The organism is Corallibacter sp., assembly GCF_048381695.1.
Taxonomy (GTDB): domain Bacteria; phylum Bacteroidota; class Bacteroidia; order Flavobacteriales; family Flavobacteriaceae; genus Corallibacter; species Corallibacter vietnamensis.
This window is the reverse complement of sequence record NZ_JBLXHI010000004.1, coordinates 144,463-166,458: the sequence shown is the minus strand read 5'-3', so window position 1 is coordinate 166,458 and position 21,996 is coordinate 144,463. Positions and strand designations below refer to the sequence as shown.

The 21,996-nt window shown below is 31.7% G+C and carries 27 protein-coding genes and 1 tRNA gene; 19 read left to right on the top strand and 9 right to left on the bottom strand.

Annotated features, from left to right (window positions below; genetic code table 11):
• The first annotated feature begins 117 nt into the window (after nt 1-117).
• From htpG to ACN5J3_RS08170, 7 genes are all read left to right on the top strand, one after another.
• Nucleotides 118-2,004: a molecular chaperone HtpG gene (gene htpG, locus ACN5J3_RS08200; protein WP_418511414.1), complete on the top strand. Its 1,887-nt coding sequence runs from the start codon at nt 118-120 to the stop codon at nt 2,002-2,004.
• Nucleotides 2,005-2,194: 190 nt separating this feature from the next.
• Nucleotides 2,195-2,872 carry a carboxypeptidase-like regulatory domain-containing protein gene (locus tag ACN5J3_RS08195; protein WP_418511413.1) on the top strand — a complete coding sequence of 226 codons (678 nt, stop codon included), beginning with the start codon at nt 2,195-2,197 and terminating at the stop codon, nt 2,870-2,872.
• A gap of 8 nt (nt 2,873-2,880) precedes the next feature.
• Entirely contained in the window at nt 2,881-3,882 is a 1,002-nt protein-coding gene (locus ACN5J3_RS08190) for a transglutaminase domain-containing protein (RefSeq protein ID WP_418511412.1), read from the top strand.
• Nucleotides 3,883-3,953: 71 nt separating this feature from the next.
• Nucleotides 3,954-4,427, top strand: a complete 474-nt coding sequence (locus ACN5J3_RS08185; protein ID WP_129759029.1) for a nucleoside deaminase — start codon at nt 3,954-3,956, stop codon at nt 4,425-4,427.
• Between the two features lie 42 nt (nt 4,428-4,469).
• Nucleotides 4,470-5,711, top strand: a complete 1,242-nt coding sequence (locus tag ACN5J3_RS08180) for a DEAD/DEAH box helicase (RefSeq protein WP_418511411.1) — start codon at nt 4,470-4,472, stop codon at nt 5,709-5,711.
• 100 nt (nt 5,712-5,811) lie between these two features.
• Entirely contained in the window at nt 5,812-6,792 is a 981-nt protein-coding gene (locus ACN5J3_RS08175) for a hypothetical protein (RefSeq protein WP_418509636.1), read from the top strand.
• The gene (locus ACN5J3_RS08170) at nt 6,785-7,138 is read left to right on the top strand and encodes a MauE/DoxX family redox-associated membrane protein (protein WP_418511410.1); all 354 of its coding nucleotides are present in this window, start codon (nt 6,785-6,787) and stop codon (nt 7,136-7,138) included. Before ACN5J3_RS08175 ends, ACN5J3_RS08170 begins: the two co-directional genes overlap by 8 nt.
• Before the next feature lie 6 nt (nt 7,139-7,144).
• Here ACN5J3_RS08170 and ACN5J3_RS08165 read toward each other — a convergent pair whose 3' ends face one another.
• Nucleotides 7,145-7,825 (bottom strand): M15 family metallopeptidase, encoded by a 681-nt coding sequence (locus tag ACN5J3_RS08165; protein ID WP_418511409.1) that lies wholly within the window; start codon nt 7,823-7,825, stop codon nt 7,145-7,147.
• Between the two features lie 449 nt (nt 7,826-8,274).
• On the opposite strand from ACN5J3_RS08165, the gene ACN5J3_RS08160 reads away from it, so the two are divergent.
• From ACN5J3_RS08160 to ACN5J3_RS08125, 8 genes are all read left to right on the top strand, one after another.
• On the top strand, nt 8,275-9,198 hold the full coding sequence (locus ACN5J3_RS08160) for an alpha/beta hydrolase (RefSeq protein WP_418511408.1): 924 nt from the start codon (nt 8,275-8,277) through the stop codon (nt 9,196-9,198).
• 247 nt (nt 9,199-9,445) lie between these two features.
• Nucleotides 9,446-10,306, top strand: a complete 861-nt coding sequence (locus ACN5J3_RS08155; RefSeq protein ID WP_418509633.1) for an SPFH domain-containing protein — start codon at nt 9,446-9,448, stop codon at nt 10,304-10,306.
• Nucleotides 10,307-10,311: 5 nt separating this feature from the next.
• Entirely contained in the window at nt 10,312-10,773 is a 462-nt protein-coding gene (locus ACN5J3_RS08150) for a hypothetical protein (RefSeq protein WP_417289988.1), read from the top strand.
• A complete protein-coding gene (locus ACN5J3_RS08145; RefSeq protein ID WP_418511407.1) occupies nt 10,760-10,918 on the top strand; it encodes a DUF4177 domain-containing protein in 159 nt (52 codons plus the stop codon). Before ACN5J3_RS08150 ends, ACN5J3_RS08145 begins: the two co-directional genes overlap by 14 nt.
• A gap of 1 nt (nt 10,919) precedes the next feature.
• On the top strand, nt 10,920-11,852 hold the full coding sequence (locus ACN5J3_RS08140; protein WP_418511406.1) for an alpha/beta hydrolase family protein: 933 nt from the start codon (nt 10,920-10,922) through the stop codon (nt 11,850-11,852).
• A gap of 1 nt (nt 11,853) precedes the next feature.
• The gene (locus tag ACN5J3_RS08135) at nt 11,854-12,021 is read left to right on the top strand and encodes an Arc family DNA-binding protein (RefSeq protein WP_344729637.1); all 168 of its coding nucleotides are present in this window, start codon (nt 11,854-11,856) and stop codon (nt 12,019-12,021) included.
• A 71-nt stretch (nt 12,022-12,092) separates the two neighbouring features.
• Nucleotides 12,093-13,358, top strand: coding sequence for a DUF819 domain-containing protein (locus tag ACN5J3_RS08130; protein WP_418511405.1), 1,266 nt, complete (start codon nt 12,093-12,095; stop codon nt 13,356-13,358).
• 69 nt (nt 13,359-13,427) lie between these two features.
• On the top strand, nt 13,428-14,132 hold the full coding sequence (locus tag ACN5J3_RS08125; RefSeq protein WP_418511404.1) for a DUF4369 domain-containing protein: 705 nt from the start codon (nt 13,428-13,430) through the stop codon (nt 14,130-14,132).
• A gap of 124 nt (nt 14,133-14,256) precedes the next feature.
• Here the strand turns inward: ACN5J3_RS08125 and ACN5J3_RS08120 are convergent.
• Together ACN5J3_RS08120 and ACN5J3_RS08115 are read right to left on the bottom strand one after the other, a co-directional pair.
• A tRNA-Thr gene (locus ACN5J3_RS08120) sits at nt 14,257-14,330 on the bottom strand.
• Between the two features lie 58 nt (nt 14,331-14,388).
• Nucleotides 14,389-14,658 carry a hypothetical protein gene (locus ACN5J3_RS08115; RefSeq protein WP_417289984.1) on the bottom strand — a complete coding sequence of 90 codons (270 nt, stop codon included), beginning with the start codon at nt 14,656-14,658 and terminating at the stop codon, nt 14,389-14,391.
• A 321-nt stretch (nt 14,659-14,979) separates the two neighbouring features.
• On the opposite strand from ACN5J3_RS08115, the gene ACN5J3_RS08110 reads away from it, so the two are divergent.
• Nucleotides 14,980-15,102: a hypothetical protein gene (locus ACN5J3_RS08110; RefSeq protein ID WP_417289983.1), complete on the top strand. Its 123-nt coding sequence runs from the start codon at nt 14,980-14,982 to the stop codon at nt 15,100-15,102.
• 11 nt (nt 15,103-15,113) lie between these two features.
• Complete coding sequence (locus ACN5J3_RS08105) at nt 15,114-15,491, top strand: hypothetical protein (protein WP_418509629.1); 378 nt, start codon at nt 15,114-15,116, stop codon at nt 15,489-15,491.
• Between the two features lie 34 nt (nt 15,492-15,525).
• On the opposite strand, the gene ACN5J3_RS08100 is transcribed toward ACN5J3_RS08105, so the two are convergent.
• The 5 genes from ACN5J3_RS08100 to ACN5J3_RS08080 all read right to left on the bottom strand — a co-directional run bounded on the left by ACN5J3_RS08100 (nt 15,526) and on the right by ACN5J3_RS08080 (nt 19,240).
• On the bottom strand, nt 15,526-16,497 hold the full coding sequence (locus tag ACN5J3_RS08100; RefSeq protein ID WP_418511403.1) for a type I phosphomannose isomerase catalytic subunit: 972 nt from the start codon (nt 16,495-16,497) through the stop codon (nt 15,526-15,528).
• Nucleotides 16,494-16,910, bottom strand: coding sequence for a 6-pyruvoyl trahydropterin synthase family protein (locus tag ACN5J3_RS08095; protein ID WP_418511402.1), 417 nt, complete (start codon nt 16,908-16,910; stop codon nt 16,494-16,496). Before ACN5J3_RS08095 ends, ACN5J3_RS08100 begins: the two co-directional genes overlap by 4 nt.
• A 1-nt stretch (nt 16,911) precedes the next feature.
• Complete coding sequence (gene idi, locus ACN5J3_RS08090; RefSeq protein ID WP_418511401.1) at nt 16,912-17,433, bottom strand: isopentenyl-diphosphate Delta-isomerase; 522 nt, start codon at nt 17,431-17,433, stop codon at nt 16,912-16,914.
• A 200-nt stretch (nt 17,434-17,633) separates the two neighbouring features.
• Entirely contained in the window at nt 17,634-18,056 is a 423-nt protein-coding gene (locus ACN5J3_RS08085) for an OmpA family protein (RefSeq protein ID WP_418511400.1), read from the bottom strand.
• A 32-nt stretch (nt 18,057-18,088) separates the two neighbouring features.
• Nucleotides 18,089-19,240, bottom strand: a complete 1,152-nt coding sequence (locus tag ACN5J3_RS08080) for a hypothetical protein (RefSeq protein ID WP_418511399.1) — start codon at nt 19,238-19,240, stop codon at nt 18,089-18,091.
• Nucleotides 19,241-19,676: 436 nt separating this feature from the next.
• Between ACN5J3_RS08080 and ACN5J3_RS08075 the strand changes: the two genes are divergently transcribed.
• Nucleotides 19,677-21,266 (top strand): peptide chain release factor 3, encoded by a 1,590-nt coding sequence (locus ACN5J3_RS08075; protein ID WP_417289977.1) that lies wholly within the window; start codon nt 19,677-19,679, stop codon nt 21,264-21,266.
• Nucleotides 21,267-21,338: 72 nt separating this feature from the next.
• Nucleotides 21,339-21,569 carry a (4Fe-4S)-binding protein gene (locus tag ACN5J3_RS08070; protein WP_418509626.1) on the top strand — a complete coding sequence of 77 codons (231 nt, stop codon included), beginning with the start codon at nt 21,339-21,341 and terminating at the stop codon, nt 21,567-21,569.
• A gap of 87 nt (nt 21,570-21,656) precedes the next feature.
• Here the strand turns inward: ACN5J3_RS08070 and ACN5J3_RS08065 are convergent, their stop codons facing one another.
• Nucleotides 21,657-21,971, bottom strand: a complete 315-nt coding sequence (locus ACN5J3_RS08065; RefSeq protein WP_344729610.1) for a DUF3467 domain-containing protein — start codon at nt 21,969-21,971, stop codon at nt 21,657-21,659.
• Nucleotides 21,972-21,996: the final 25 nt, after the last annotated feature.

Below are 21,996 nucleotides of genomic sequence, written 5' to 3'. Positions count from 1 at the left end.
CTATCGTTATGCGTGCATAGCATTTTCATATAGTGTCACTTTGTCACTTTTTCATGCTTGGTATTTTTTTTGTCTTTGGAATGAACATAATTACAAATACAATAAAACACATATATTATGGCAAAAGGAAACATTAATGTATCGGTAGAAAACATCTTCCCGCTCATTAAAAAATTCTTATACAGTGACCACGAAATCTTTTTACGTGAGTTAATTAGTAATGCAACTGATGCAACTTTAAAACTAAAGCACTTAACCAGTATTGGTGAAGCTAGCGTTGAATACGGCAATCCGCAAATTGAAGTAAAAGTTGATAAAGACGGTAAAAAACTTCACATTATTGACCAAGGATTAGGTATGACTGCTGACGAAGTTGAAAAATACATCAACCAAGTTGCTTTTTCTGGTGCCGAAGAATTTCTTGACAAATACAAAGATTCTGCAAAAGATTCAGGAATTATAGGACATTTTGGTCTTGGGTTTTATTCAGCATTTATGGTTGCTGAAAAAGTTGAAATCATTACAAAATCTTACAAAGATGAACCAGCTGCACATTGGACTTGCGATGGCTCACCAGAGTTTACACTAGAAGCTCACGATAAAACTGAAAGAGGTACTGAAATTATTCTTCATATTGCTGAAGATTCTACCGAATTTTTAGAAGACAACCGCATTAGCGAACTACTTACAAAGTATAACAAGTTTATGCCTGTGCCAATTAAATTTGGAACAAAAACAGAGACCTTACCAAAACCTGAAGATGCAAAAGAAGACGATCCTGCACCTACAAAAGAGGTTGACAATATTATAAACAATCCAAATCCTGCTTGGACAAAGCAACCAACAGATTTAGAAGATAATGATTACAAGAGCTTCTATCGTGAGTTGTACCCAATGCAGTTTGAGGAACCTCTATTTCACATTCATTTAAATGTTGACTATCCGTTTAATTTAACTGGGATTTTATATTTCCCAAAAATGACTAACGACCTCAACATCCAAAAAGATAAAATTCAACTGTACCAAAACCAAGTGTTTGTAACAGATAACGTAGAAGGGATTGTTCCTGAATTCTTAACCATGCTTCGTGGTGTTATTGATTCTCCTGATATTCCGCTAAACGTTTCTCGTAGTTACTTACAAGCCGATGGTGCTGTGAAGAAAATTTCGTCTTACATTACACGTAAGGTGGCTGATAAATTAAAATCGTTATTCAACAACAACCGTGAAGATTTTGAAGCAAAATGGGACGACATTAAAATTGTGATTGAATACGGAATGCTTTCTGAAGAAAAATTCTTTGAAAAAGCTGATGCCTTTGCATTGTACCCAACGGTAGATGGTAAACACTACACGTATGACGAACTTTACAATGCTATAAAAGCAAAACAAACTGATAAAGACGATAAACTTGTTATTCTTTATGCATCAAACAAAGATGCACAACACAGCTACATTGAAGCTGCAAAAGCAAAAGGTTACGAAGTGTTATTTTTAGATTCTCCTATTGTTTCTCACTTAATGCAAAAACTAGAAACGACAAAAGAGAATATTTCGTTTGCACGTGTTGACGCTGATCATGTAGACAACTTAATTAAGAAAGATGACAACAAGATTTCAAAATTAAGTGATGATGAAAAGAAAACGCTAGACGAACTTCTTAAAGAAGTAATTCCTGCTGAAAAATTCACAGTGCAATTAGAACCTATGGATAGCGATGCTGCGCCATTTATGATTACACAACCAGAATTTATGCGTCGTATGAAAGAGATGCAACAAACTGGTGGTGGCGGTATGTTTGGTATGGGCAACATGCCAGATATGTACAACTTGGTTGTAAACACAAATCATGAATTGGTTGGTGAAATTTTAAACACTGAAACCAAAGAAAACAAAGAACGTTTAATAAACCAAAGTTTAGATTTAGCACGTTTAAGTCAAGGCTTACTTAAAGGTGAAGAACTTACAAACTTTATTAAGCGTAGCTACGACATGATAAAGTAAACAAATTATCAAGCTGAAGTTCATTCAGTAGTTCTTATAGTAAAAAACCACTTCCTAACACGAAGTGGTTTTTTTTATCCTAAACAAAAAGTGATGTTCCCTCACTAAAACACATCTTTTACCAATTCTTCATTTTACAGCATCTTGGTCTTTACTAGGTTTGACAGGTATAACATTAACACTTTGTATTATGAAAAACCCATTCAACTTAAATATTAAATCACCTTGTCAAGAAAACTTTCAAAAATTTACGCCAACTGCAAAAGGTGGTTTTTGTGGTTCATGCGAAAAAGAGGTTGTTGATTTCACTAAAATGACGTCAGATGAAATTATTGCTTTTTTTAAGGCAAAAGAAACTCAAAATGTATGTGGCAGATTTAACAACAATCAGTTAAAAACCTACTCACCTACTCCAAAACGAAAAAAATTAAGTTTTATAAGTGCTGTTGGTTTAGCATGTTTATCATTATTCTCGTTTGGAACTGCTCAAGCACAAAACACATCAAAAGCGTCACAAAGTATAGGAAAAGATAATTCAAAAGTACTTCAAGAATCTCAAGAAAGTAACATAACCGTTGAAGGCACTGTTACTGAAAACGAGTTACCACTTCCTGGTGTAAACATTGTGTTGCAAGGCACCACTATTGGTACATCTACAGATTTTGATGGTAATTTCATATTTCCTGAAAAACTAAAAAAAGGTGATGTTTTATTATTTAGTTTTTTGGGGAAAGAATCAAAAAAGGTTGTTGTTACGAATCAGGATTCAGTTTATGATGTAGAACTAAAAATAGACATGAAAGACATCCCGCATATCATTATGGGAAAAGTAGCTACAAAAGAAGTTTACAAGTCTAAAAGAGATTAAACTACAATATGAAAAAAACGCTCGTTATAATAACCTTTAGTATTGTAAGCTTTTCAGTAGCTCAAGTATCAGACTTTAATACTGTTGATTTTACTCGCGCTGATAATATTGCGAAATTAAACGAAGGAGAAGATCTTGAAAACCTTCCTGTACTTGCACATAAGCTTACAGCTAATCTTAAAACTGATGTTGAAAAATTTAGGGCTATTTATCTTTGGGTATGCCAAAATATAAAAGGAGATACAACTCAAGATAGTAAAGTTTTTAAATATAAAAGAAAGTTAGCTCACGACACTGTAGCTTATTTAAAATGGAATAATGAGTTTAAGGTTAAAGCTTTTAAAAAACTATTCAAGCGTAAAAAAACTATGTGCACAGGTTATGCCTATTTGGTAAAAGAACTTTGCTTTTTAGCCGACATAGAATGCGTGATAGTTGATGGTTACGGAAGGTCAGTTTCTGCCAATGTTGAAGCATTAGATTTTGCTAACCATTCTTGGAATGCTGTAAAACTTAATAATAAATGGTACTTATGCGATGCCACTTGGTCTAGCGGATTTTCTATAAACACAAATTTCATAAAAGATTATAATGATGGGTATTTTTTAACAGATCCTATTCTTTTTGCCAAAAATCATTTTCCGTTGAATAAAAAATGGTTTTTAAACGATTCATTAGCCAATACAAAATTTACGGCTCAAGCTATTGTTTATGGTGAAACTTTTAAGCACAAAATTATTCCTACACACCCAAAAACACTTAATGTTACTACAAAAAAAGACGAAGCACTACATTTTAGTTTTGAGACATTAGAACCTACATCACAAGATGACATTGAGCTTATTCATTTTATTGGTTTAAAAGAGCATGCCTTCAAAATTGAAAACTTTCAAATAAATGATAATAATATATCATTCAGCAATAGCTTTAAACACAAAGGCAATTACGATGTGCATTTAAAAATTGACAATAGCATTGTTGCTACATATACAGTAAGCGTCATTAACTAATAAGTTATGTACTTATTTCCTTTTGCACTCTTAAAAAAATGGGCGACCTTTGTTTTTGATAAAATTTCAATATGAGTAATCACAAAGAATTTATGAAACGTGCCATTGCTATGGCAGACAAGGGAATGAGCTCAAATGCTGGAGGCCCTTTTGGGTGTGTTATTGTAAAAGATGGAGCTATTATTGCAGAAGGTCATAACTGTGTCACATCTACCAATGACCCAACAGCACACGCTGAAGTTGTTGCTATTCGTAAAGCTTGCGAAGTTTTAGGTAGCTTTCAATTAGACGATTGTGTTGTTTATACCTCTTGCGAACCTTGTCCTATGTGTTTAGGTGCTATTTATTGGGCAAGACCTAAAAAAGTATATTATGCATGTAATAAAGTAGATGCTGCAAATATAGGCTTTGACGATCATTTTATATACGAAGAAATTGACAAACCAATAACGGTAAGAAGCATTCCGTTTGAGCAAATGCTGCAAGATGAAGGTGTTTCTGTTTTTGATAAATGGGCTAGTAAAGGTGATAAAACCGAATATTAAAACCTTCATTGTTTTTAACGTATCTTTACTAAAATAGCAAATATGTCTTTTAAAGATTTACAATTTAGCGCACCTATACTTAAAGCCATTTCAGAACAAGGCTATGATTCTCCTACATTAGTTCAAGAGCAAACTATTCCTTTTGTTCTTGACAAAAATGATGTAATTACTATAGCTCAAACAGGAACAGGAAAAACTGCAGCTTTCTCTTTACCTATATTACAGTTATTACTTTCTAAACAAGACGCACCAAAACGCGGTAAAACTATAAAAGCTTTAATAGTAAGCCCAACTCGCGAATTAGCATTACAAATAGGTAATAATATAAAAGCCTATGGAAGACACACTAATTTAAGAACTACGGTCATTTTTGGTGGCGCTCCTATAGAACCTCAAATAGACGTACTTACCAAAGGCGTTGATATTTTAGTAGCAACACCTGGCAGATTGATTGATCTTCAAAAACAAGAAGTTATAAATTTAGATCATTTAGAAATTCTTGTTCTTGATGAAGCAGACTTAATGCTAGATATGGGATTTATTGATGATGTAAAAACTATAGAAAAGTTATGCCCTGCTGAAAAACAAGTGCTTTTATTCTCTGCTACAATGCCTTTTAAAGTAGAGCAATTAGCTAATAACATACTAAAATCGCCTAAACGCATTGAAGTATCTCCTACAGCAACAGCTGCAAAAACGGTAAGTCAACTTCTTTATTATGTACCTAAACGTAACAAAATTGAACTTTGCTTGCACTTACTTCGAAACGAAATAAAAGGAAGTATCTTAATCTTTAGACGCACCAAATTTGGTGTTGATAAACTAGAAAAAACCTTACTTAAAAATGGCTATTTGGTAGATACACTTCATGGTGATAAAAGCCAAACTGATAGACAAACAGCTCTAAAGAAATTTAAAAATGGACTGGTAAATATCCTTATTGCAACAGATGTTGCAGCTCGTGGTATTGACATTAACGAATTAGACGCTGTTATCAATTTTGATTTACCTAATATCCCTGAAACTTATGTACATAGAATAGGTAGAACTGGTCGTGCCGGAAATACTGGTAGAGCTTACTCATTTTGCTCTGCTGATGAAAAAAACTATGTAAAAACTATTCAGCAGTTAATTAATAAAGAAATTACTATTGAGGAAAATCACCCATATCCTTTAGACCCTAAAGCTAAAGCCATTACTCATAAATCTAAAAGTTCTGGAAGTAAACACAAAAAAGGGCGTAAAGGCAACGGATCTAAAAAGAAAAAACGTCGCTGGTATTAACATATAATATATTAACTTGTTACAAACTGCTATCATAAATTGGTAGCAGTTTTTTTTATTGATATATTTATAGTTAATAACACAATAATCATTTTGCTACATGCTCAAGCAGCTACTTCTTTTTTTTGTTCTATTTATAAGTATTACAGGCTTTTCTCAAATTACTATTAAAGACAGTAAAACTCAATCTCCAATATCTTATGCAACTATTTCCTTTGGTAACGGTCAAGGCATCTTTGCTGATGATGAAGGCGTTTTTGTTTTTACTAAAAAACTGTATCATGATGTAGATTCTTTACACATATCTGCTTTAGGTTTTAAAGAATATGTTACTGACACTAGTGTTTTGCCTAAAACTATTTTTTTAGAAGAAGAAATAAGCACACTTGACGAAGTTGTAATTCATGCAAATTTAGAAAACAGAAAATTTAAAGAAGAAACCTTAAAACCATACCTAGATGATAATTACTATCATTGTTGGCTACCAACAATAGAGTCTGAAATAGCTGTTTATTTTTCTAATCCAGATAGTCAATTAAAAAAAATAACAACTATACATTTCCCTATTACTTTAGAGTCTAAAGACTGGGATAAGCGCAACCGAAAAAACGCTGAAAAAAAACCATTTTCTACACTTTTTAAAGTGAAATTTTACAAAAATAACAATGGAACTCCTGGAGATGTACTCACCTATGAGAATATTATTTTTAGAGTCACTGAAAAACATGGTGACTTGTACGATTTAGATATTTCAGATTTAGATATCTTTTTTCCTAAAACTGGCTTTTTTGTTTCTATTCAAGTGTTAGGATATACCGATAAAAACGGAAAACTACTACCTAATAAAAAATACAAAGAAATTAAAACCCGTGAAGGTGTTGTTAAAATACCAACAAACTTCAGACCTTTGCTTCCTTTTACAAATGAAATAAAAGGTAATAACACATATATAAAGCGTGTGTTTTTAAACAACAACTCTTGGACACGTTTCCAAAGAGGTTCTATGGATTCCAGTCTTCTTAAGTCTGGACTTACTAATTACGGTGTTGGTATTTCATATAACGCATATAAAGATGAATAACCCTTGGCACTTATATGTAATGGCTGCCCTTTATATAATGGCTGGCATACTGCATTTTTTAAAACCTAAAATATATTTACGCATTATGCCTAGGTATTTACCTAATCATAAACTATTAGTTGCATTAAGTGGTGTTGCAGAAATTGTTTTGGGTATTACCCTACTTTTTGAAAGCACAAGAGTTTTTGCTGTATATGGTATTATTGCTATGCTTTTAGTTTTTTTATTAGTGCATTTTTACATGCTGTCAGGTGAAAAAGAAAGTGCTGGATTTCCAAAATGGCTTCTTATTCTTCGCTTGCCATTACAGGTCGTATTAATGGTTTGGGCATATTGGTATTTGTAACATCTCTTACTCCACAGGAAAATCAAAATAAGTATTAGGAAATGGCTCGCCTCGTAAAGTGAAATGCCACCATTCTTTAGAGTAATTCCTGAAACCGTGTTTTAACATCACGCTTTGTAATAGCTGCCTATTTGCTTTTTGTTTTTCAGTAATGTGTTCATAATTTACCCAAGACTTTTCTCCAAAAAAATCATAAGGACTTCCCATATCTATTGGTTCAAAAGTATTTCCATCAATAATGGTTAAATCTACCGTACTACCACGACTATGTCCAGAACGCGAAGCAATATAACCGTCTCTAAACAAATGACGTTTATTCACTTCAGGATAAAACTCTTTTTTATTTATCGTATCATTTAGGTCTCTTGCCCAAGTTATAAAATGATTTACAGCTGGTTGTGGCCTGTAACCATCGTATACTCGTAAACATAAATTTTGAGACTCAAGTTCATCTTGCACATTCTTTAATGCTCTTGCTGTTTGCTCTGTCAAGATTAATGTATTGTCGTGATAGGCATTTATTGTATCACCTACAAAATTGTGTGTTGAATAATATCGTAATTCTACATCAATATCAGGAATTACGGTATCAACATACACGAATCCCTTTGGCAAATGTTGTTGATAAGTAAAAGCGAATATCAAAAACGCAGAACTAAATAATAAAATAAGAGCTTTAATTTTCATAATTCTGTTTCTTGTTTATAAAGCTACGCATTAGTTTTTTAAGAAGAAAAGTAGATAGGATTAAAATAAAAAAAACCGAGGTCCCTCAACCTCGGTTTAATCTGATTTGCATCTTTATTTATGTTGTTAGATTTAGGGTTTCTCGTATCAACGACACAATGCAAATATTAATTAATTAATCCATTGAACTAAAAAGTAATTTTTTAGTACATTTCAAATGTAAAACTTAATATGAATAATAACGTTTAAGTGTATATATTTTCGACGAAATGCACTTTTTTTTAACAATTATAAGTAGAATATTACTTTTTTACAGCTTAAAAACAATGTATAACAACTTAATCTACAACAAATAAAACATGAACACTACATACATTTTTCACATAATTACACGTTATCATATCTGATTATGATTTTAGTTTGTATTTTTAAATAACAATTGAGGGTTTATGAAATTATACGCATTAGCTATTGCATTTTTTTGTCATTTTACAATAATGGCTCAAGCTTCAGACTTTATTTCTACTAATGTTACTGTGAATACATTTGTTGATGGCACATTAACGTTTCCTAACGAGGCAAAAAATCCGTCATTAGCCATTCTTATCTCTGATTATGGCCCAATAGACAGAGACGGAAATCAAAATTTTCAAAAAAATAATCTCTTAAAAAAACTAGCCGAAGGCTTATCTAGTCATGGTATTGCTACTTTTAGATATGACAAACGTATTGTAAGACAAATACAACGTGGCCGTGTTGATAAAACCATAACTTTTGATGATTTTGTAACAGATGCCATTTCTATAATTAACTATTTTAAAAACAGTAAACAATTTAAAAACATATATGTAATAGGACACGGACAAGGAAGTCTTGTTGGAATGATTGCTGCTCAAGAATATGCAGATGGATTTATATCTCTTGCTGGTTCAGCAAAAACAATTGACACTGTTATTTTAGAACAAATAAATAAAACAGTTCCAGGTCTTGTTAATGAATCTGAAAAAGTTTTTAATGTTTTAAGGCAAGGCAAAACAACCGATAGCTTTCCTCCTGCTTTAGCTTCAATATTCAATAAAGACACACAACCTTTTATGAGTAGTTGGATGCAGTACAATCCGCAAGAAATTTTAAAAACCTTAAACATGCCTGTATTAATAATAAATGGCACTAAAGACCTACAAGTTCCTGAAGATGAAGCAAAGCAATTACATGCTGCTGCTCCTAATAGTTCCTTAAAGATTATAGAAAACATGAATCATGTTCTATTCACTATTCAAGGAGATGATTTAGAAAACTCAAAATCTTATAACGAATCTTTTAGAAAACTTTCAGAGGCTGTTATACCTACACTCGTAGATTTTATAAAGTAAACTACCCTAAAAAATATACGTTAAATAAAAAAGCATCCCAATCGGGATGCTTTTTCTTACTAACCAACCAAAAATATGAGTTACTACTTTTATTAAAGTAACCACACTTTAATAAAATTTTGTGTAGTAACATTTTGTATAAATAGATATTCAAAACTCGTGCCAAAGTTTATTTTGTAATTTCAAAATTTAAATATATCTTTATGATATCATTTTAATATCAAATTAAACTAAACACTATAAACTTATGGAACAAGAGAAAATTATCATCCCTGCAAATGGTTACTTAATGCTTTTTGTATTTTTATTTCTATTTATTGGAAGTATTGGCATAGCTATTCTTACAGAACAGCCTTTATATATAATCTGCACCTTTATTGCACTACTTATAGCACCAGGCTTTGTAATGGTACAACCTAATGGTTCTCGTGTTTTACTTTTATTTGGAAAGTATGTAGGCACTATTAAGAAAAATGGTTTTTATTGGGTAAACCCGCTTTACACAAAAAAGAAAATTTCGTTACGAGCTAGTAACTTTGATAGTGAACGCTTAAAAGTAAACGATAAATTAGGAAACCCTGTAATGATTAGTACTATTTTGGTTTGGCGTGTTCAAGACACTTACAAAGCTGCTTTTGATGTAGATAACTATGAAAATTTTGTTCGTGTACAAACCGATGCAGCTGTGAGAAAACTAGCAAGCATGTATCCTTATGATAATTTTGCTGACGAAGGTGTTGATGAAGACATCACATTACGCTCTAGTGTCAACGAAGTTAGTAGCGCTTTAGAAAAGGAAATTGACGAACGTTTATCTATTGCTGGTATTGAAGTTCTTGAAGCGCGAATAGGCTATTTAGCTTATGCACAAGAAATTGCAAATGCTATGCTAAAACGTCAACAAGCTACAGCTATTGTTGCAGCCAGACATAAAATTGTTGAAGGAGCAGTAAGCATGGTTGAAATGGCTCTTGAAGAACTTAATAAAAAAGAGATTGTAGCACTTGATGAAGAAAGAAAAGCTGCTATGGTAAGTAATTTAATGGTTGTTTTATGTGGTGATAAAGATGCTTCACCTGTATTAAATACAGGAACTCTAAACCATTAATAAATATGACTTATAAATATATTTTAGTTGATGGCTACCTTGAGATTGATAATGAAAAAATATCCTTTTCAAAAAGATCTGACGACTCGTTAAAAAAACGAAATCGTTCTAGCATAATCATAACAATAGTATTCATTGGATCTCTGCATTATTTAATAAAAATAAATACCCTACACAAAGTTAAAGATTATATAGATGTTTTTTTAAGCGCTTTAGGCTTGTTAGTAGCAGCTTATTCAATTTATTATTTAGTTTTTAAAAAAGTATGGTCTAAAAAAATTACTATAAACACCATAAATAAAATAATAATAAAAAAAGATGACTATGAAACTGAAGTTATTTTAAAACTTTTGAACAAGCGCGAAAAAGAATTAAATTTCAGGACACTAGAAAATCAAGTAGAACCCTTTATTGAACAATTAAAAAAACGAAATTCCCGCATTAAAATAACACATGAAAGAGTATAAAACAGTAAATACCAGATTAGGAATAGCTAGGCGTAATGAAAAGCTAGACGAACTACTTAATCAATACGCTAGAGAAGGATGGCAACTTAAGTTTATGCATCAAAACCTAACCATGATGATTTTAGAACGTGATAAAAACAGATAATATGAAAAAACGCATCTTACTTTCATTCCTTTTTGTGAGTGTATGCATAGTCGCTCAAAATGATATTGTTTCAGAAGATTTTATGCTTATGAACGATAGCATTAAACTTCCTGGCACATTAACTTATAACAAAAGTTTAAAACAACAACCTCTTGTTATTTTTGTGCACGGTTCTGGAAATGTAGATAGAAATGGCAACCAAATAGGACTTGCAAACGCCAACTATATAAAACAACTATCTGATAGTTTAGCAAAGCGCGACATTGCTTTTTACAGATATGACAAGCGCTCTGCAACTTGGGTTAACCTTCGATATATGATGAAAAACATGTCCTTAAATGCTTTTGTTGAAGATGTAAATATTGCCATCAATCAATTTAAAGATGATAAAAAGTTTTCTTCAATAACCCTAATTGGTCATAGTCAAGGGTCTCTTGTTGCTATGCTTGCTGCAAATAATCACGTAAACAAATATGTTTCTCTAGCTGGTCCATCAAGTCCTATAGATGTTATAATGACAAAACAACTAAAATCTCAAAATAATTCTTTAGGCATAAAAGCCGAAGCACATTTTAAAGAACTAAAAACAACCGGCACAATAAAAGAAGTAGACTCACAACTAATGGCTATTTTTGCAAAACCTAATCAACCATTTTTTAAATCTTGGATGCAATATAATCCGTCAGAAGAAATAAAAAAGCTAAATATTCCTATATTAATCCTAAATGGCACAAAAGACTTACAGGTTTTTGAAACTGATGCTGAAAATTTACATAAAGCAAACTCTAAATCTGAACTAGTCATTATACCAAACATGAATCATGTTTTAAAAACCATTGAAAATGATGATGATAATGAAACATCTTACAAAACACCAGATTTTCCATTATCACAAACACTCATAAACACGTTAGAAACGTTTATAAAAAAATAATATGTCAAAAAAGAAAGCCTTTGCATTACGAATTAATGAAGAGATGCTCAAAGCCATTGAAAAATGGGCTTCTGATGAGTTTAGAAGCACCAATGGTCAAATTGAGTGGATGCTTATGCAATATCTTAAAGAACATAAACGCGAACCAAAAAAGAAAAAAGAAGAGTGACTCAACAAGAGTCACTTTTTTTATACCCGTTAATTTTGGTATTTTGCAACTTATAAAAAAATATACTCAATATGGACAACCAACCTATTTTTACAAACGACGCTATTGTTTTTGGTTTACTAATGCTTGCATTAGGATTTGTTTTCTTTACTGAATCTAAAAAAACTGGATTTTGGCCTGTATTTTACAAATACATTCCTGGCTTATTAATGTGCTACTTAATACCTGCAATTTTTAATTCATTAGGATTAATATCAGCTGATACATCACAAACCTATTTTATTGCAAGTCGTTATTTATTACCAGCTTCATTAGTATTACTAACAATAAGTATTGATTTAAAAGCCGTTTTTAATTTAGGATGGAAAGCCTTGGTTATGTTTTTTACAGGAACCATCGGTATTATTATTGGTGGTCCATTAGCCATATTATTAATTTCAACCTTTTCCCCAGAAACCGTTGGCGGCGCAGGTTTTGATGCCGTTTGGAGAGGGTTAGCCACACTTGCAGGAAGCTGGATTGGTGGTGGTGCTAACCAAGCCGCTATGCTAGAAATTTATGAGTTCAATCAAGAACTTTATGGCGGTATGGTACTTGTAGATATTGTTGTAGCAAATATCTGGATGGCTATTATTTTATTAGGAATAGGCAAGAGAAAGAAAATTGATAATTGGCTTAAAGCTGATAATACAGCCATTGATGAGCTACAACAAAAGGTTCAAAGCTTTAGCGATAAAATCACACGCATTCCAACACTTACTGACTTAATGATGATTTTAATGTTTGCCTTTGTAGCCGTAGGAATTGCACATTTTGGTTCAGAAAAAATATCAACCTACTTAACAACAAATTTTGAAGCTGTTAGTGATCCTAAAAGTGCTTTATCGTCTTTTGGAAGTAGCTTTTTCTGGTTAATTTCTATCGCAACGCTGATAGGTATTTTACTATCGTTTACAAAAGCTAAAAACTACGAAGGCGCTGGAGCAAGTAAAATAGGTAGTGTATTTATTTACATTTTGGTAGCCACTATAGGTATGAAAATGGATTTAGGTAAAATATTTGAAAACCCAGGACTAATACTTATCGGTTTAGTTTGGATGGCTATTCACGCCGGACTTTTAATTTTAATTGCTAAACTTATTAAAGCTCCTTATTTTTTCCTTGCTGTAGGAAGTCAAGCCAACGTTGGTGGTGCTGCCTCTGCGCCTGTTGTTGCCGCAGCTTTTCACCCTTCGTTAGCTACAGTTGGCGCGTTATTAGCTGTTTTTGGCTACGTTGTAGGAACTTACGGCGCAATACTTTGTGCAGAGCTTATGAAAATTGCTGCCGCAGGATAATAGTTATAAAATAAATTAAGATATTAGCGCTCGCAAATTTTATATTAAATACACCAATATTTTAAGCTGATGAAAAAACTAGCTGTATTACTTATAGCATTCATGGCATTCTCTTGCGGAAAAGAGAATCACAACCTAACTGTAAAAGGTCATGTAAAAGGCCTAAAAAAAGGAACTGTATATCTTGAAAGAGCTCAAGACTCAATACTTGTAATAGCAGATTCTTTAGCGCTTACAGGAAATTCTGATTTTGAATTACATGCAAATATAGATGAGCCTGAAGCTTTTTATTTAAGACTAGATAGAAACAATACAAATGAAAAACAAGACAAGATTGTTTTCTTTGCAGATAAGGGTATGACAGAAATAAACACAACTCTTAAAAATTTTGTTTTTGATGCTACAATAACTGGTTCTAAACAGCAAACATTATATAATGAATATTTAACTGTTTTAAATCGTTTTGGTGATAGAAACCTAGATCTTATAAAAGAGAATTTAGAAGCCAAACAAATGGGAGATTCTGCAAAAATAGCATCAAGTGAAAGAGCTCTAACAAGCCTTTTGAAGAGTAAATATTTATATACTGTTAATTTTGCTGTGACTAACAATGATAGTGAAATATCGCCTTATTTAGCACTTACAGAAATATATGATGCACAAACCAAATGGTTAGACACTATAAATAATGCTTTAACACCTAGAATAAAAAATTCTATGTACGGCAAGACGCTTCAAAACTTTTTAGAAGAAAGAAAAGCTTCTGAAGAATAGTTTATAAAAAAGCCTCTCGTAATACGAGAGGCTTTTTTTATTACATTAAGTTACATCAAATAGTAAAAAGTATTATGCATAAAAAAACTCCAAAACAAAACGTATTGGAGTTTTTTAAATTTAGAGCCGATGGAGGGACTCGAACCCACGACCTGCTGATTACAAATCAGCTGCTCTAGCCAGCTGAGCTACATCGGCAAAAGCGGTTGCAAATATAATCTTGAATTTTATATTTGCAAACATTTTTTTTCTTTTTTTAATTAAGCTTGTTAATTTTCTCTATTAAAGCTCTTCCTTTTTCTTCTAGTTCTTGGTTTATTGCTTTAAAATGCGCCTTTTTATTTTCAACATCTTTGGCGTTTACCTTGGCAATTAAAGAATCAAATGTTTCTATAGCCTCATCTATAATTGCTTCGCTCTTTTTTGTATCAGCACCAGTGTTTGCATATTCCCAAACATATACTGCTTCAATAATATCTCCTAAAACATAATTAATGTCTTTCTTAAGGTCTCTTTTATTTGCCATAATTCAAATTATATTTATTTGCCACAAAATTACATTAATATACTATATAAAATGTTATAATTTTTTTAAATATTAGTTCTATATCAATTTTATTAGTAGCTTTACAACAATGAATGCATTAAAGGCGACATATAACTATAATTTTAACCGTTTCTCACAACAGATGAAGTCGGTTACTATTTGTATGTCTAAAACCATACCTTATATGCATCTTGAATAAACGTTAAAAAATTATATAACAACTATAAACTAAAAGGTGCTTTTGTAAAAAGGCACCTTTTTTATTTTAATCACTTTTTAATCATTTAAATTTTAATCATTATGAAAACAATTAAATCCATGACACAAACCATGAAACGCGCTTTAAATTTTATTAATAGTATGAATGTTACTTATAAAACATATCACCACTACAAACTCACTCCTATATTATTATACCCATAAAACAAACACACATGAAAACTCATAGAAACACACATACAAATGCTAATTTTAAAGTAACTAAAGATATTAGTAATGCAAATGGCTTTTTGTTACCACACACACTTTACAATAAAGTGAAAACTATAGCAACATATCCTGTCAAGGAATTTTATTTACAGAACGTTCCTGAATTAACAGATTATAAGTTTAAAATGCATAAAAATGCTTTTGTAAATGATACTTTAACCATACAAGCCCAATTAGTAAAACAAGATGCTAATGGCTATCTGGTTAATATCATTGTTACTAAAGCAAAAAAATCTTCTAAAAACCAAGAAACTATTTGTAGTGCTTTGTTTGGATTTCCTTTAGAAGAGAGTGCTTTTCAGGACAATAAAACTGCATGTTAGGTAAAATTCCCGAGTGTTTCACTTGGGATTTTTTTTATACATAAACCTCAAGAAGCTTGGCATTGCCTGACTTAATAGTAAATGTTTTTATTGCTGATGGCATTAAAGCAGTTTCTCCTTTTTTTATAACTTCAGAAGCTTGGTCTGTAATAATTTCTGCTTCGCCTTCCACACACATATAAATCATAAACGAATCATGCGTATTTTCCTTATGAAGTGTTTGCGTTACTTCAAGATAGCTTGTTGTAAAATAAGGACAGCTTACCATTTCATTAGAAACATTTTGCTCTTTTGTGTATGCTACTCTAAAATTATCGGGCATATCAAAATCAAAAGCATCTATGGCTAAATCATTGTGAAGCTCACGTGCATTTCCTTGATCATCAACACGATCCCAGTCATAAACACGATAGGTTATATCACTTGTTTGTTGTATTTCAGCTAGCATAACTCCTGCCCCAATTGCATGAACACGACCTACTTCAATAAAATATGTATCGCCTGCTTTTACTTTATCAAAATTAAGGATGCTTGTTAAAGTTTTATTTTCTAAATGGTGTAAGTAAGTTTTTGCATCCATTTCTTGATTAAACCCAACTATCAAGTTTGCATCGTCATCAGCTTGCATCACATACCACATTTCGGTTTTACCAAAAGAATTATGGCGTTTTTTTGCTAACTCATCATTAGGATGCAGTTGAATTGACAAATCTTCTTTTGCGTCAATAAATTTTATTAGTAAAGGAAATTTATCACCAAAAATCTTATAGTTTTTTTCTCCTATCAAGTCAGACTGATACGATTCTAGTAAGTGCTTTAAAGACTGACCTTGTAAAGTGCCATTAGCAACAATAGAAGTATCTCCTTCAACATCACTAATTTCCCAGCTTTCTCCTACATTAGGTAAGTTGCTGTTTTTATTTAAAATATTCTTTAATTTATTTCCACCCCAAATTTTGTCTTTTAGTATAGGTGTAAACTTTATTGGGTATAATGTCTCTTTCATAATTTTTGCCCTGAATAGGTTACAAAGTTTCTTGGTGTTTCATAAAGTGTTATTTCTAAATCTAAATCATTTTTTAGTTTAGGTTTTAACTTGTTGTAAATGATAACAGCTATATTTTCGGCTGTTGGGTTTAAGTCTTTAAAAGCTGCAACATCAAGGTTTAAGTTTTTATGATCAAAAGCATCTTCTACTTCACTTTTAATAAGCTCTTTAAGGGTTTTCATATCTATCACAAACCCTGTTTCATTATCTATCTTTCCGGTAACACTAACTATGAGCTCATAGTTATGCCCATGATAGTTTGGGTTACTACATTTACCAAATACAGCTTCATTTTTCTCATCTGTCCAACCTTTTCTATATAGCCTATGTGCTGCGTTAAAATGTGCTTTTCTACTAACAGTTACCCTCATTTTAAATAATATTTATATGTTCATAAAATTTATCAAAAATAATTTTAAACCAGGCCGTATATTGCTTTGGATTCAAAGAAATATCTACTTTTACTTCTTCTAAAGACATCCATTTCCAAGCAGCTACTTCATCAGGGTTTATTTCTGGCTCACCTGTAAAATATCCTATTAAAATATGATCATACTCATGCTCTGTTAGGCCATTATCAAAAGGCGCTTTATAGATAAAAGAAGTTGTTTCTTTTAAGTCTGTAACAAACCCCATTTCTTCTTGCAAACGACGTTTTCCTGCTTCTATATTATTCTCGTCTTCACGTTGATGACTACAACATGTATTTGTCCATAAGTTAGGAGAATGATATTTGTGAGCTGCGCGCTGTTGTAACATTAACTCATTGTTTTCATTGAAAACAAATACAGAAAATGCACGATGTAACAAGGCTTTCTCATGTGCTTCCATCTTGTTCATTAATCCTATTTGCTCATCGTTTTCATTAACGAGAATAACCTGTTCTTCTTTCATTTATATATTAATGGTTTTTTGCTTGTGACGATACAACATATACAAAGCATATTATTAGAAACAAGCATTTTTATTACTTGTTTCTATAAACAAATTTACAAAATAGCAAATGGTTTTTGGTATGAAAGCTATCACTTTTTAAAACATAATACCCTGACTAAACAATAGACAGGGTATTAATAAAGAATAAGCTATTAACCTTATTCCCGAATAATGAACATCGACCTACGATTTAATTGATGTTCTTCTTCTGTACACTCTACACTATTTTCGCATTGGTTTATTAATTGAGATTCTCCGTAGCCTCTTGCGGACAATCTACTATTACTTACCCCTTTATCGTAAAACCACTGCAATGTAGATTGTGCTCTACGTTCAGATAATTTTAAATTATATGCATCTCTTCCTCTTGAATCTGTATGAGACTCGATGTGTATTTTTAGTTTTGGATACTCGTTTAATGCTACCAATATTTTAGCTAATTCTATTTCAGCATCTGGGCGTATGTCTGATTTATCATAATCAAAATAAATTGGTTGTAATGTTAATCGACATCCTAAATCATCTGGAGGACAAGGATCTGTAGATTTTAAAGTCATAGGCATATTTAAAACTATAGGCATTTCTATGGCTTTTGGGTTTTTAGGTGTTTCTATTATTTCTTCCTAGGGTTGTAACCTTCTTTTTTAGCTCTTATAATATATTGCTGATCGCAGTCTAACTTAAAAGAAAACACGGCATCTTCACCAACTACTAACTTATCTATTTCATTGTTGCTACTATCCAGCAAAGTGACCTCGGCATTTGGAATTACATCGCCTGTAACTTCATCTTTGATTGGACCTTGTATAGTAATCTCACATCGTTCCCATATTTGATAAATATCGTCACTTTTACTACCTTCTTCTCCATCTCTATTTGATGCAAAATACCCTATTCTTCCTTCTTTTATAATGAAACTAAAATCATCTTTCAAGCTATTTATGGGTTCTCCAAATGTGGCTATTTCTTCAAAACCTTCATTTGTTATTTTAGTAACATAGATAGCTAAACCTCCCATACCTGCATGTCCATCACTAGAGAAATACAGGTTTTTTTCAGAGCTAATAAACGGGAACGTCTCTCTGGCAAGGGTGTTAATTGTATCTCCTAAATTAACTGGTTTTGTATAAATATCATCACCCAGAATATCTACATACCATAAGTCTGACATTCCTAATGTTCCTGGCATATCTGAAGCAAAATAAAGTCTGTCTTCTTCTGGATTTAATGCAGGATGCCCTATTGAATAACTATCACTATTAAAAGGTAACTCTTTTACATTTTCCCAACGATCTCCACTTTTTGTGGCTTTATATATTTTAAGCTTCACAACATGGTCTTTATCTCGACCTTTCTTACCATTTATAAAATTGTTTCTAGTAAAATACATAGTGTTGCCATCTTTAGTAAATACTGTTGTAGACTCGTGATATTCTGAATTAACATCACCTTTTAAGGCTACAGCATCTACAACATTTAGCTCGTCATCAACTGTAGCTTGATATAAATCTAAAAACGGTTGATTATCCCAACCTGATAAGTCTGCAGATTGGTTTTCAAAGTTTTTTATAGATTCATCACTTGATGTAAAAACGATATGGCCTCCATAAAATGCAGGTCCAAAATCTGAATATTCTGTATTCACTCCTATTTTTTCAATCTCAAATAGTTTATCCTGAACACCTTTTTCAAATAATGTGTCTGCGATATTTTTATAGGTTTCTATAGCAATGGCTTTTCCGCCTTTTGATTTATATACATCCATTAACTTATTTGCTTCATCTTGCTCTCCAATACTTTTAAGACATTGTGCTGCCCTAAAATAATCTGTTATAACAGCGTCAGAAGGAAACTCATTTATTAAGTTATAATACCATTTAGCTGCGCCAGAGTATTCACTATTAAAATAGTATGTATCTCCTAGTTTTCTATAAATTTCAGCAGAGCGGTATCCATTATCTACAACTTTTAAATAAATCTGTCTTGCATCTATATAATCGTAATAGCTTCAAAGAAAAATCTTTGAAAAAACAGAAAATGTATTTAGCTATAAATTATTTTTTAGGGGAAGAATTTTAAAGTTTTGAGCTAGCTAAACTTTACTAAAAAATTAACATTTTAACATAAACCAACTTATTCTATAAAAGTTTATCTCCAATCATACTTAATAGTATATTTGCAACCTATTTTTACGGATAATTATGAGTTTTAACAAGGAAATAAATAGACGAAGAACTTTTGGTATTATATCGCATCCCGATGCTGGTAAAACAACTTTAACAGAAAAACTACTTCTTTTTGGTGGTGCAATTCAAGAGGCTGGTGCTGTAAAAAGCAATAAGATAAAAAAAGGTGCTACAAGTGACTTTATGGAAATTGAACGCCAAAGAGGTATATCTGTAGCAACTTCTGTATTAGCTTTTGAATATAATGGAATCAAAATTAATATTCTTGATACACCTGGACATAAAGATTTTGCCGAAGATACATTCAGAACACTCACTGCTGTTGATAGTGTTATTGTTGTAATTGATGTAGCAAAAGGTGTTGAGGAGCAAACTGAAAAACTTGTAGAAGTATGTAGAATGCGAAATATACCTATGATTGTGTTCATAAACAAACTAGATCGAGAAGGAAAAGATGCTTTTGATTTACTTGATGAAGTTGAGCAAAAACTTGGATTAAGTGTTGTTCCATTAAGCTTTCCTATAGGAATGGGTTACGACTTTAAAGGTATCTACAATCTTTGGGAAAAAAATGTGAACCTTTTTAGTGGAGATAGTAGAAAAAACATTGAAGAGACTATAGAAATATCTGATTTAGCTTCTGAAAAACTTAATGAATTAGTTGGAGAAAAAGCAGCAAATACTTTAAGAGAAGAAATTGAATTAGTTGAAGGTATATATCCTACTTTCGATAAAGACACATACTTAAATGGACAGCAACAACCTGTATTTTTCGGCTCTGCCTTGAATAATTTTGGTGTTCGTGAACTACTAGACTGTTTTGTTGACATTGCGCCAAAACCTAGACCAAAACAAAGTGAAGAGCGTTTGGTTAAACCTGATGAAAATAAATTTACGGGCTTTGTATTTAAAATACATGCCAACATGGATCCAAACCACAGAGATAGATTAGCCTTTATAAAAATTGTTTCAGGAAAATTTGAACGTAATAAACCATACCTTCATGTTAGAAATAATAAAAAACTGAAATTTTCTAGTCCAAATGCTTTTTTTGCGGAAAAAAAAGAAATCGTAGATGTATCTTATCCAGGTGATATTGTAGGTTTACATGATACTGGAAACTTTAAAATTGGAGATACTCTTACCGAAGGAGAAGCTATAAACTACAAAGGTATTCCTAGTTTTTCTCCTGAACATTTTAGATACATTAACAATGCTGACCCATTAAAATCAAAACAACTATACAAAGGTATAGACCAGTTAATGGATGAAGGTGTTGCACAGTTATTTACATTAGAACTTAACGGACGAAAAGTTATAGGAACTGTTGGAGCTCTTCAATATGAAGTTATTCAATATAGGCTTGAGCACGAATACGGAGCAAAATGTACCTATGAAAACTTAAATGTTTTTAAAGCATGTTGGGTTGACCCTGAAGATGAAAAAAACGAGGAATACAAAGAGTTTTTAAGAGTTAAACAACGTTTTCTTGCCAAAGACAAGCATAATCAATTGGTTTTCCTAGCTGATTCAGCATTCTCATTACAAATGACACAGCAAAAATATCCAAGTATAAAATTCCATTTTACATCAGAATTCAAATAAATTTTGTTTTTAATCGATTATTTAATACATTTAAACGACATTTCATAACAATATCCCCAAATCAAATCGCTTATGGAAATAAACAATAATGTTTTCAGTAACGATGATATTACTGTTACCTACAAACCAAATGTGTGCATAAATGCAACACGCTGTGCTAAAGAACTTTCAAATGTGTTTAGGGAGTCTGTAATTCCTTGGATAAATCTTGAAGGTGCGTCTACAAAAAAAATAATTAAGCAAGTAAAAAAATGTCCTTCTGGTGCATTACAATATTGCTTAAATAAAAAGAAAGCTAGCTAGTTTTAATAGTAATAAGCTATAAGCTCTAATAATAAAAAATCCCTTTAAGAAAATAATCTTAAAGGGATTTTTTAATTTTTTAAAATATTAGGCTTCTCCTGTAGGACCAAAATTAAGAGGAATTGGTGGTTGCTCATAATCTTTAATCTCTCCGTGTGCATTTTCAAACCTATTAACATTATCTGCCAATGCTTTTAGTAATCGTTTAGCATGTTGTGGCGTTAATATAATTCTAGATTTTACTTTACTTTTTGGAGTTCCAGGCATAATACTTACAAAATCTACAACAAACTCTGATACAGAATGATTGATTATTGCAAGGTTAGAATATATTCCTTCTGCTACCTTCTCATCAAGTTCTATATTAATTTGTCCTTGTTTTTTTTTATTGTCATCAGCCATAATAAAAATACTTTATTAAAAAAGA

Excerpts from the sequence above, each read along its gene's own strand:
- ACN5J3_RS08180 (WP_418511411.1), top strand. The coding sequence starts at position 4,470 with ATGTCTTTTAAAGATTTACAATTTAGCGCACCTATACTTAAAGCCATT.
- ACN5J3_RS08065 (WP_344729610.1), bottom strand. The coding sequence starts at position 21,971 with ATGGCTGATGACAATAAAAAAAAACAAGGACAAATTAATATAGAACTT.
- ACN5J3_RS08115 (WP_417289984.1), bottom strand. The coding sequence starts at position 14,658 with ATGGCAAATAAAAGAGACCTTAAGAAAGACATTAATTATGTTTTAGGA.
- ACN5J3_RS08185 (WP_129759029.1), top strand. The coding sequence starts at position 3,954 with ATGAGTAATCACAAAGAATTTATGAAACGTGCCATTGCTATGGCAGAC.
- ACN5J3_RS08110 (WP_417289983.1), top strand. The coding sequence starts at position 14,980 with ATGAAAACAATTAAATCCATGACACAAACCATGAAACGCGCTTTAAAT.
- ACN5J3_RS08150 (WP_417289988.1), top strand. The coding sequence starts at position 10,312 with ATGACTTATAAATATATTTTAGTTGATGGCTACCTTGAGATTGATAAT.
- ACN5J3_RS08095 (WP_418511402.1), bottom strand. The coding sequence starts at position 16,910 with ATGAGGGTAACTGTTAGTAGAAAAGCACATTTTAACGCAGCACATAGG.
- ACN5J3_RS08170 (WP_418511410.1), top strand. The coding sequence starts at position 6,785 with ATGAATAACCCTTGGCACTTATATGTAATGGCTGCCCTTTATATAATG.
- ACN5J3_RS08145 (WP_418511407.1), top strand. The coding sequence starts at position 10,760 with ATGAAAGAGTATAAAACAGTAAATACCAGATTAGGAATAGCTAGGCGT.
- ACN5J3_RS08130 (WP_418511405.1), top strand. The coding sequence starts at position 12,093 with ATGGACAACCAACCTATTTTTACAAACGACGCTATTGTTTTTGGTTTA.
- ACN5J3_RS08100 (WP_418511403.1), bottom strand. The coding sequence starts at position 16,497 with ATGAAAGAGACATTATACCCAATAAAGTTTACACCTATACTAAAAGAC.
- ACN5J3_RS08165 (WP_418511409.1), bottom strand. The coding sequence starts at position 7,825 with ATGAAAATTAAAGCTCTTATTTTATTATTTAGTTCTGCGTTTTTGATA.
- htpG (WP_418511414.1), top strand. The coding sequence starts at position 118 with ATGGCAAAAGGAAACATTAATGTATCGGTAGAAAACATCTTCCCGCTC.
- ACN5J3_RS08160 (WP_418511408.1), top strand. The coding sequence starts at position 8,275 with ATGAAATTATACGCATTAGCTATTGCATTTTTTTGTCATTTTACAATA.
- ACN5J3_RS08070 (WP_418509626.1), top strand. The coding sequence starts at position 21,339 with ATGGAAATAAACAATAATGTTTTCAGTAACGATGATATTACTGTTACC.
- ACN5J3_RS08195 (WP_418511413.1), top strand. The coding sequence starts at position 2,195 with ATGAAAAACCCATTCAACTTAAATATTAAATCACCTTGTCAAGAAAAC.
- ACN5J3_RS08190 (WP_418511412.1), top strand. The coding sequence starts at position 2,881 with ATGAAAAAAACGCTCGTTATAATAACCTTTAGTATTGTAAGCTTTTCA.
- ACN5J3_RS08085 (WP_418511400.1), bottom strand. The coding sequence starts at position 18,056 with ATGCCTATAGTTTTAAATATGCCTATGACTTTAAAATCTACAGATCCT.
- ACN5J3_RS08140 (WP_418511406.1), top strand. The coding sequence starts at position 10,920 with ATGAAAAAACGCATCTTACTTTCATTCCTTTTTGTGAGTGTATGCATA.
- ACN5J3_RS08155 (WP_418509633.1), top strand. The coding sequence starts at position 9,446 with ATGGAACAAGAGAAAATTATCATCCCTGCAAATGGTTACTTAATGCTT.
- ACN5J3_RS08080 (WP_418511399.1), bottom strand. The coding sequence starts at position 19,240 with ATGGATGTATATAAATCAAAAGGCGGAAAAGCCATTGCTATAGAAACC.
- ACN5J3_RS08105 (WP_418509629.1), top strand. The coding sequence starts at position 15,114 with ATGAAAACTCATAGAAACACACATACAAATGCTAATTTTAAAGTAACT.
- ACN5J3_RS08175 (WP_418509636.1), top strand. The coding sequence starts at position 5,812 with ATGCTCAAGCAGCTACTTCTTTTTTTTGTTCTATTTATAAGTATTACA.
- ACN5J3_RS08075 (WP_417289977.1), top strand. The coding sequence starts at position 19,677 with ATGAGTTTTAACAAGGAAATAAATAGACGAAGAACTTTTGGTATTATA.
- idi (WP_418511401.1), bottom strand. The coding sequence starts at position 17,433 with ATGAAAGAAGAACAGGTTATTCTCGTTAATGAAAACGATGAGCAAATA.
- ACN5J3_RS08135 (WP_344729637.1), top strand. The coding sequence starts at position 11,854 with ATGTCAAAAAAGAAAGCCTTTGCATTACGAATTAATGAAGAGATGCTC.
- ACN5J3_RS08125 (WP_418511404.1), top strand. The coding sequence starts at position 13,428 with ATGAAAAAACTAGCTGTATTACTTATAGCATTCATGGCATTCTCTTGC.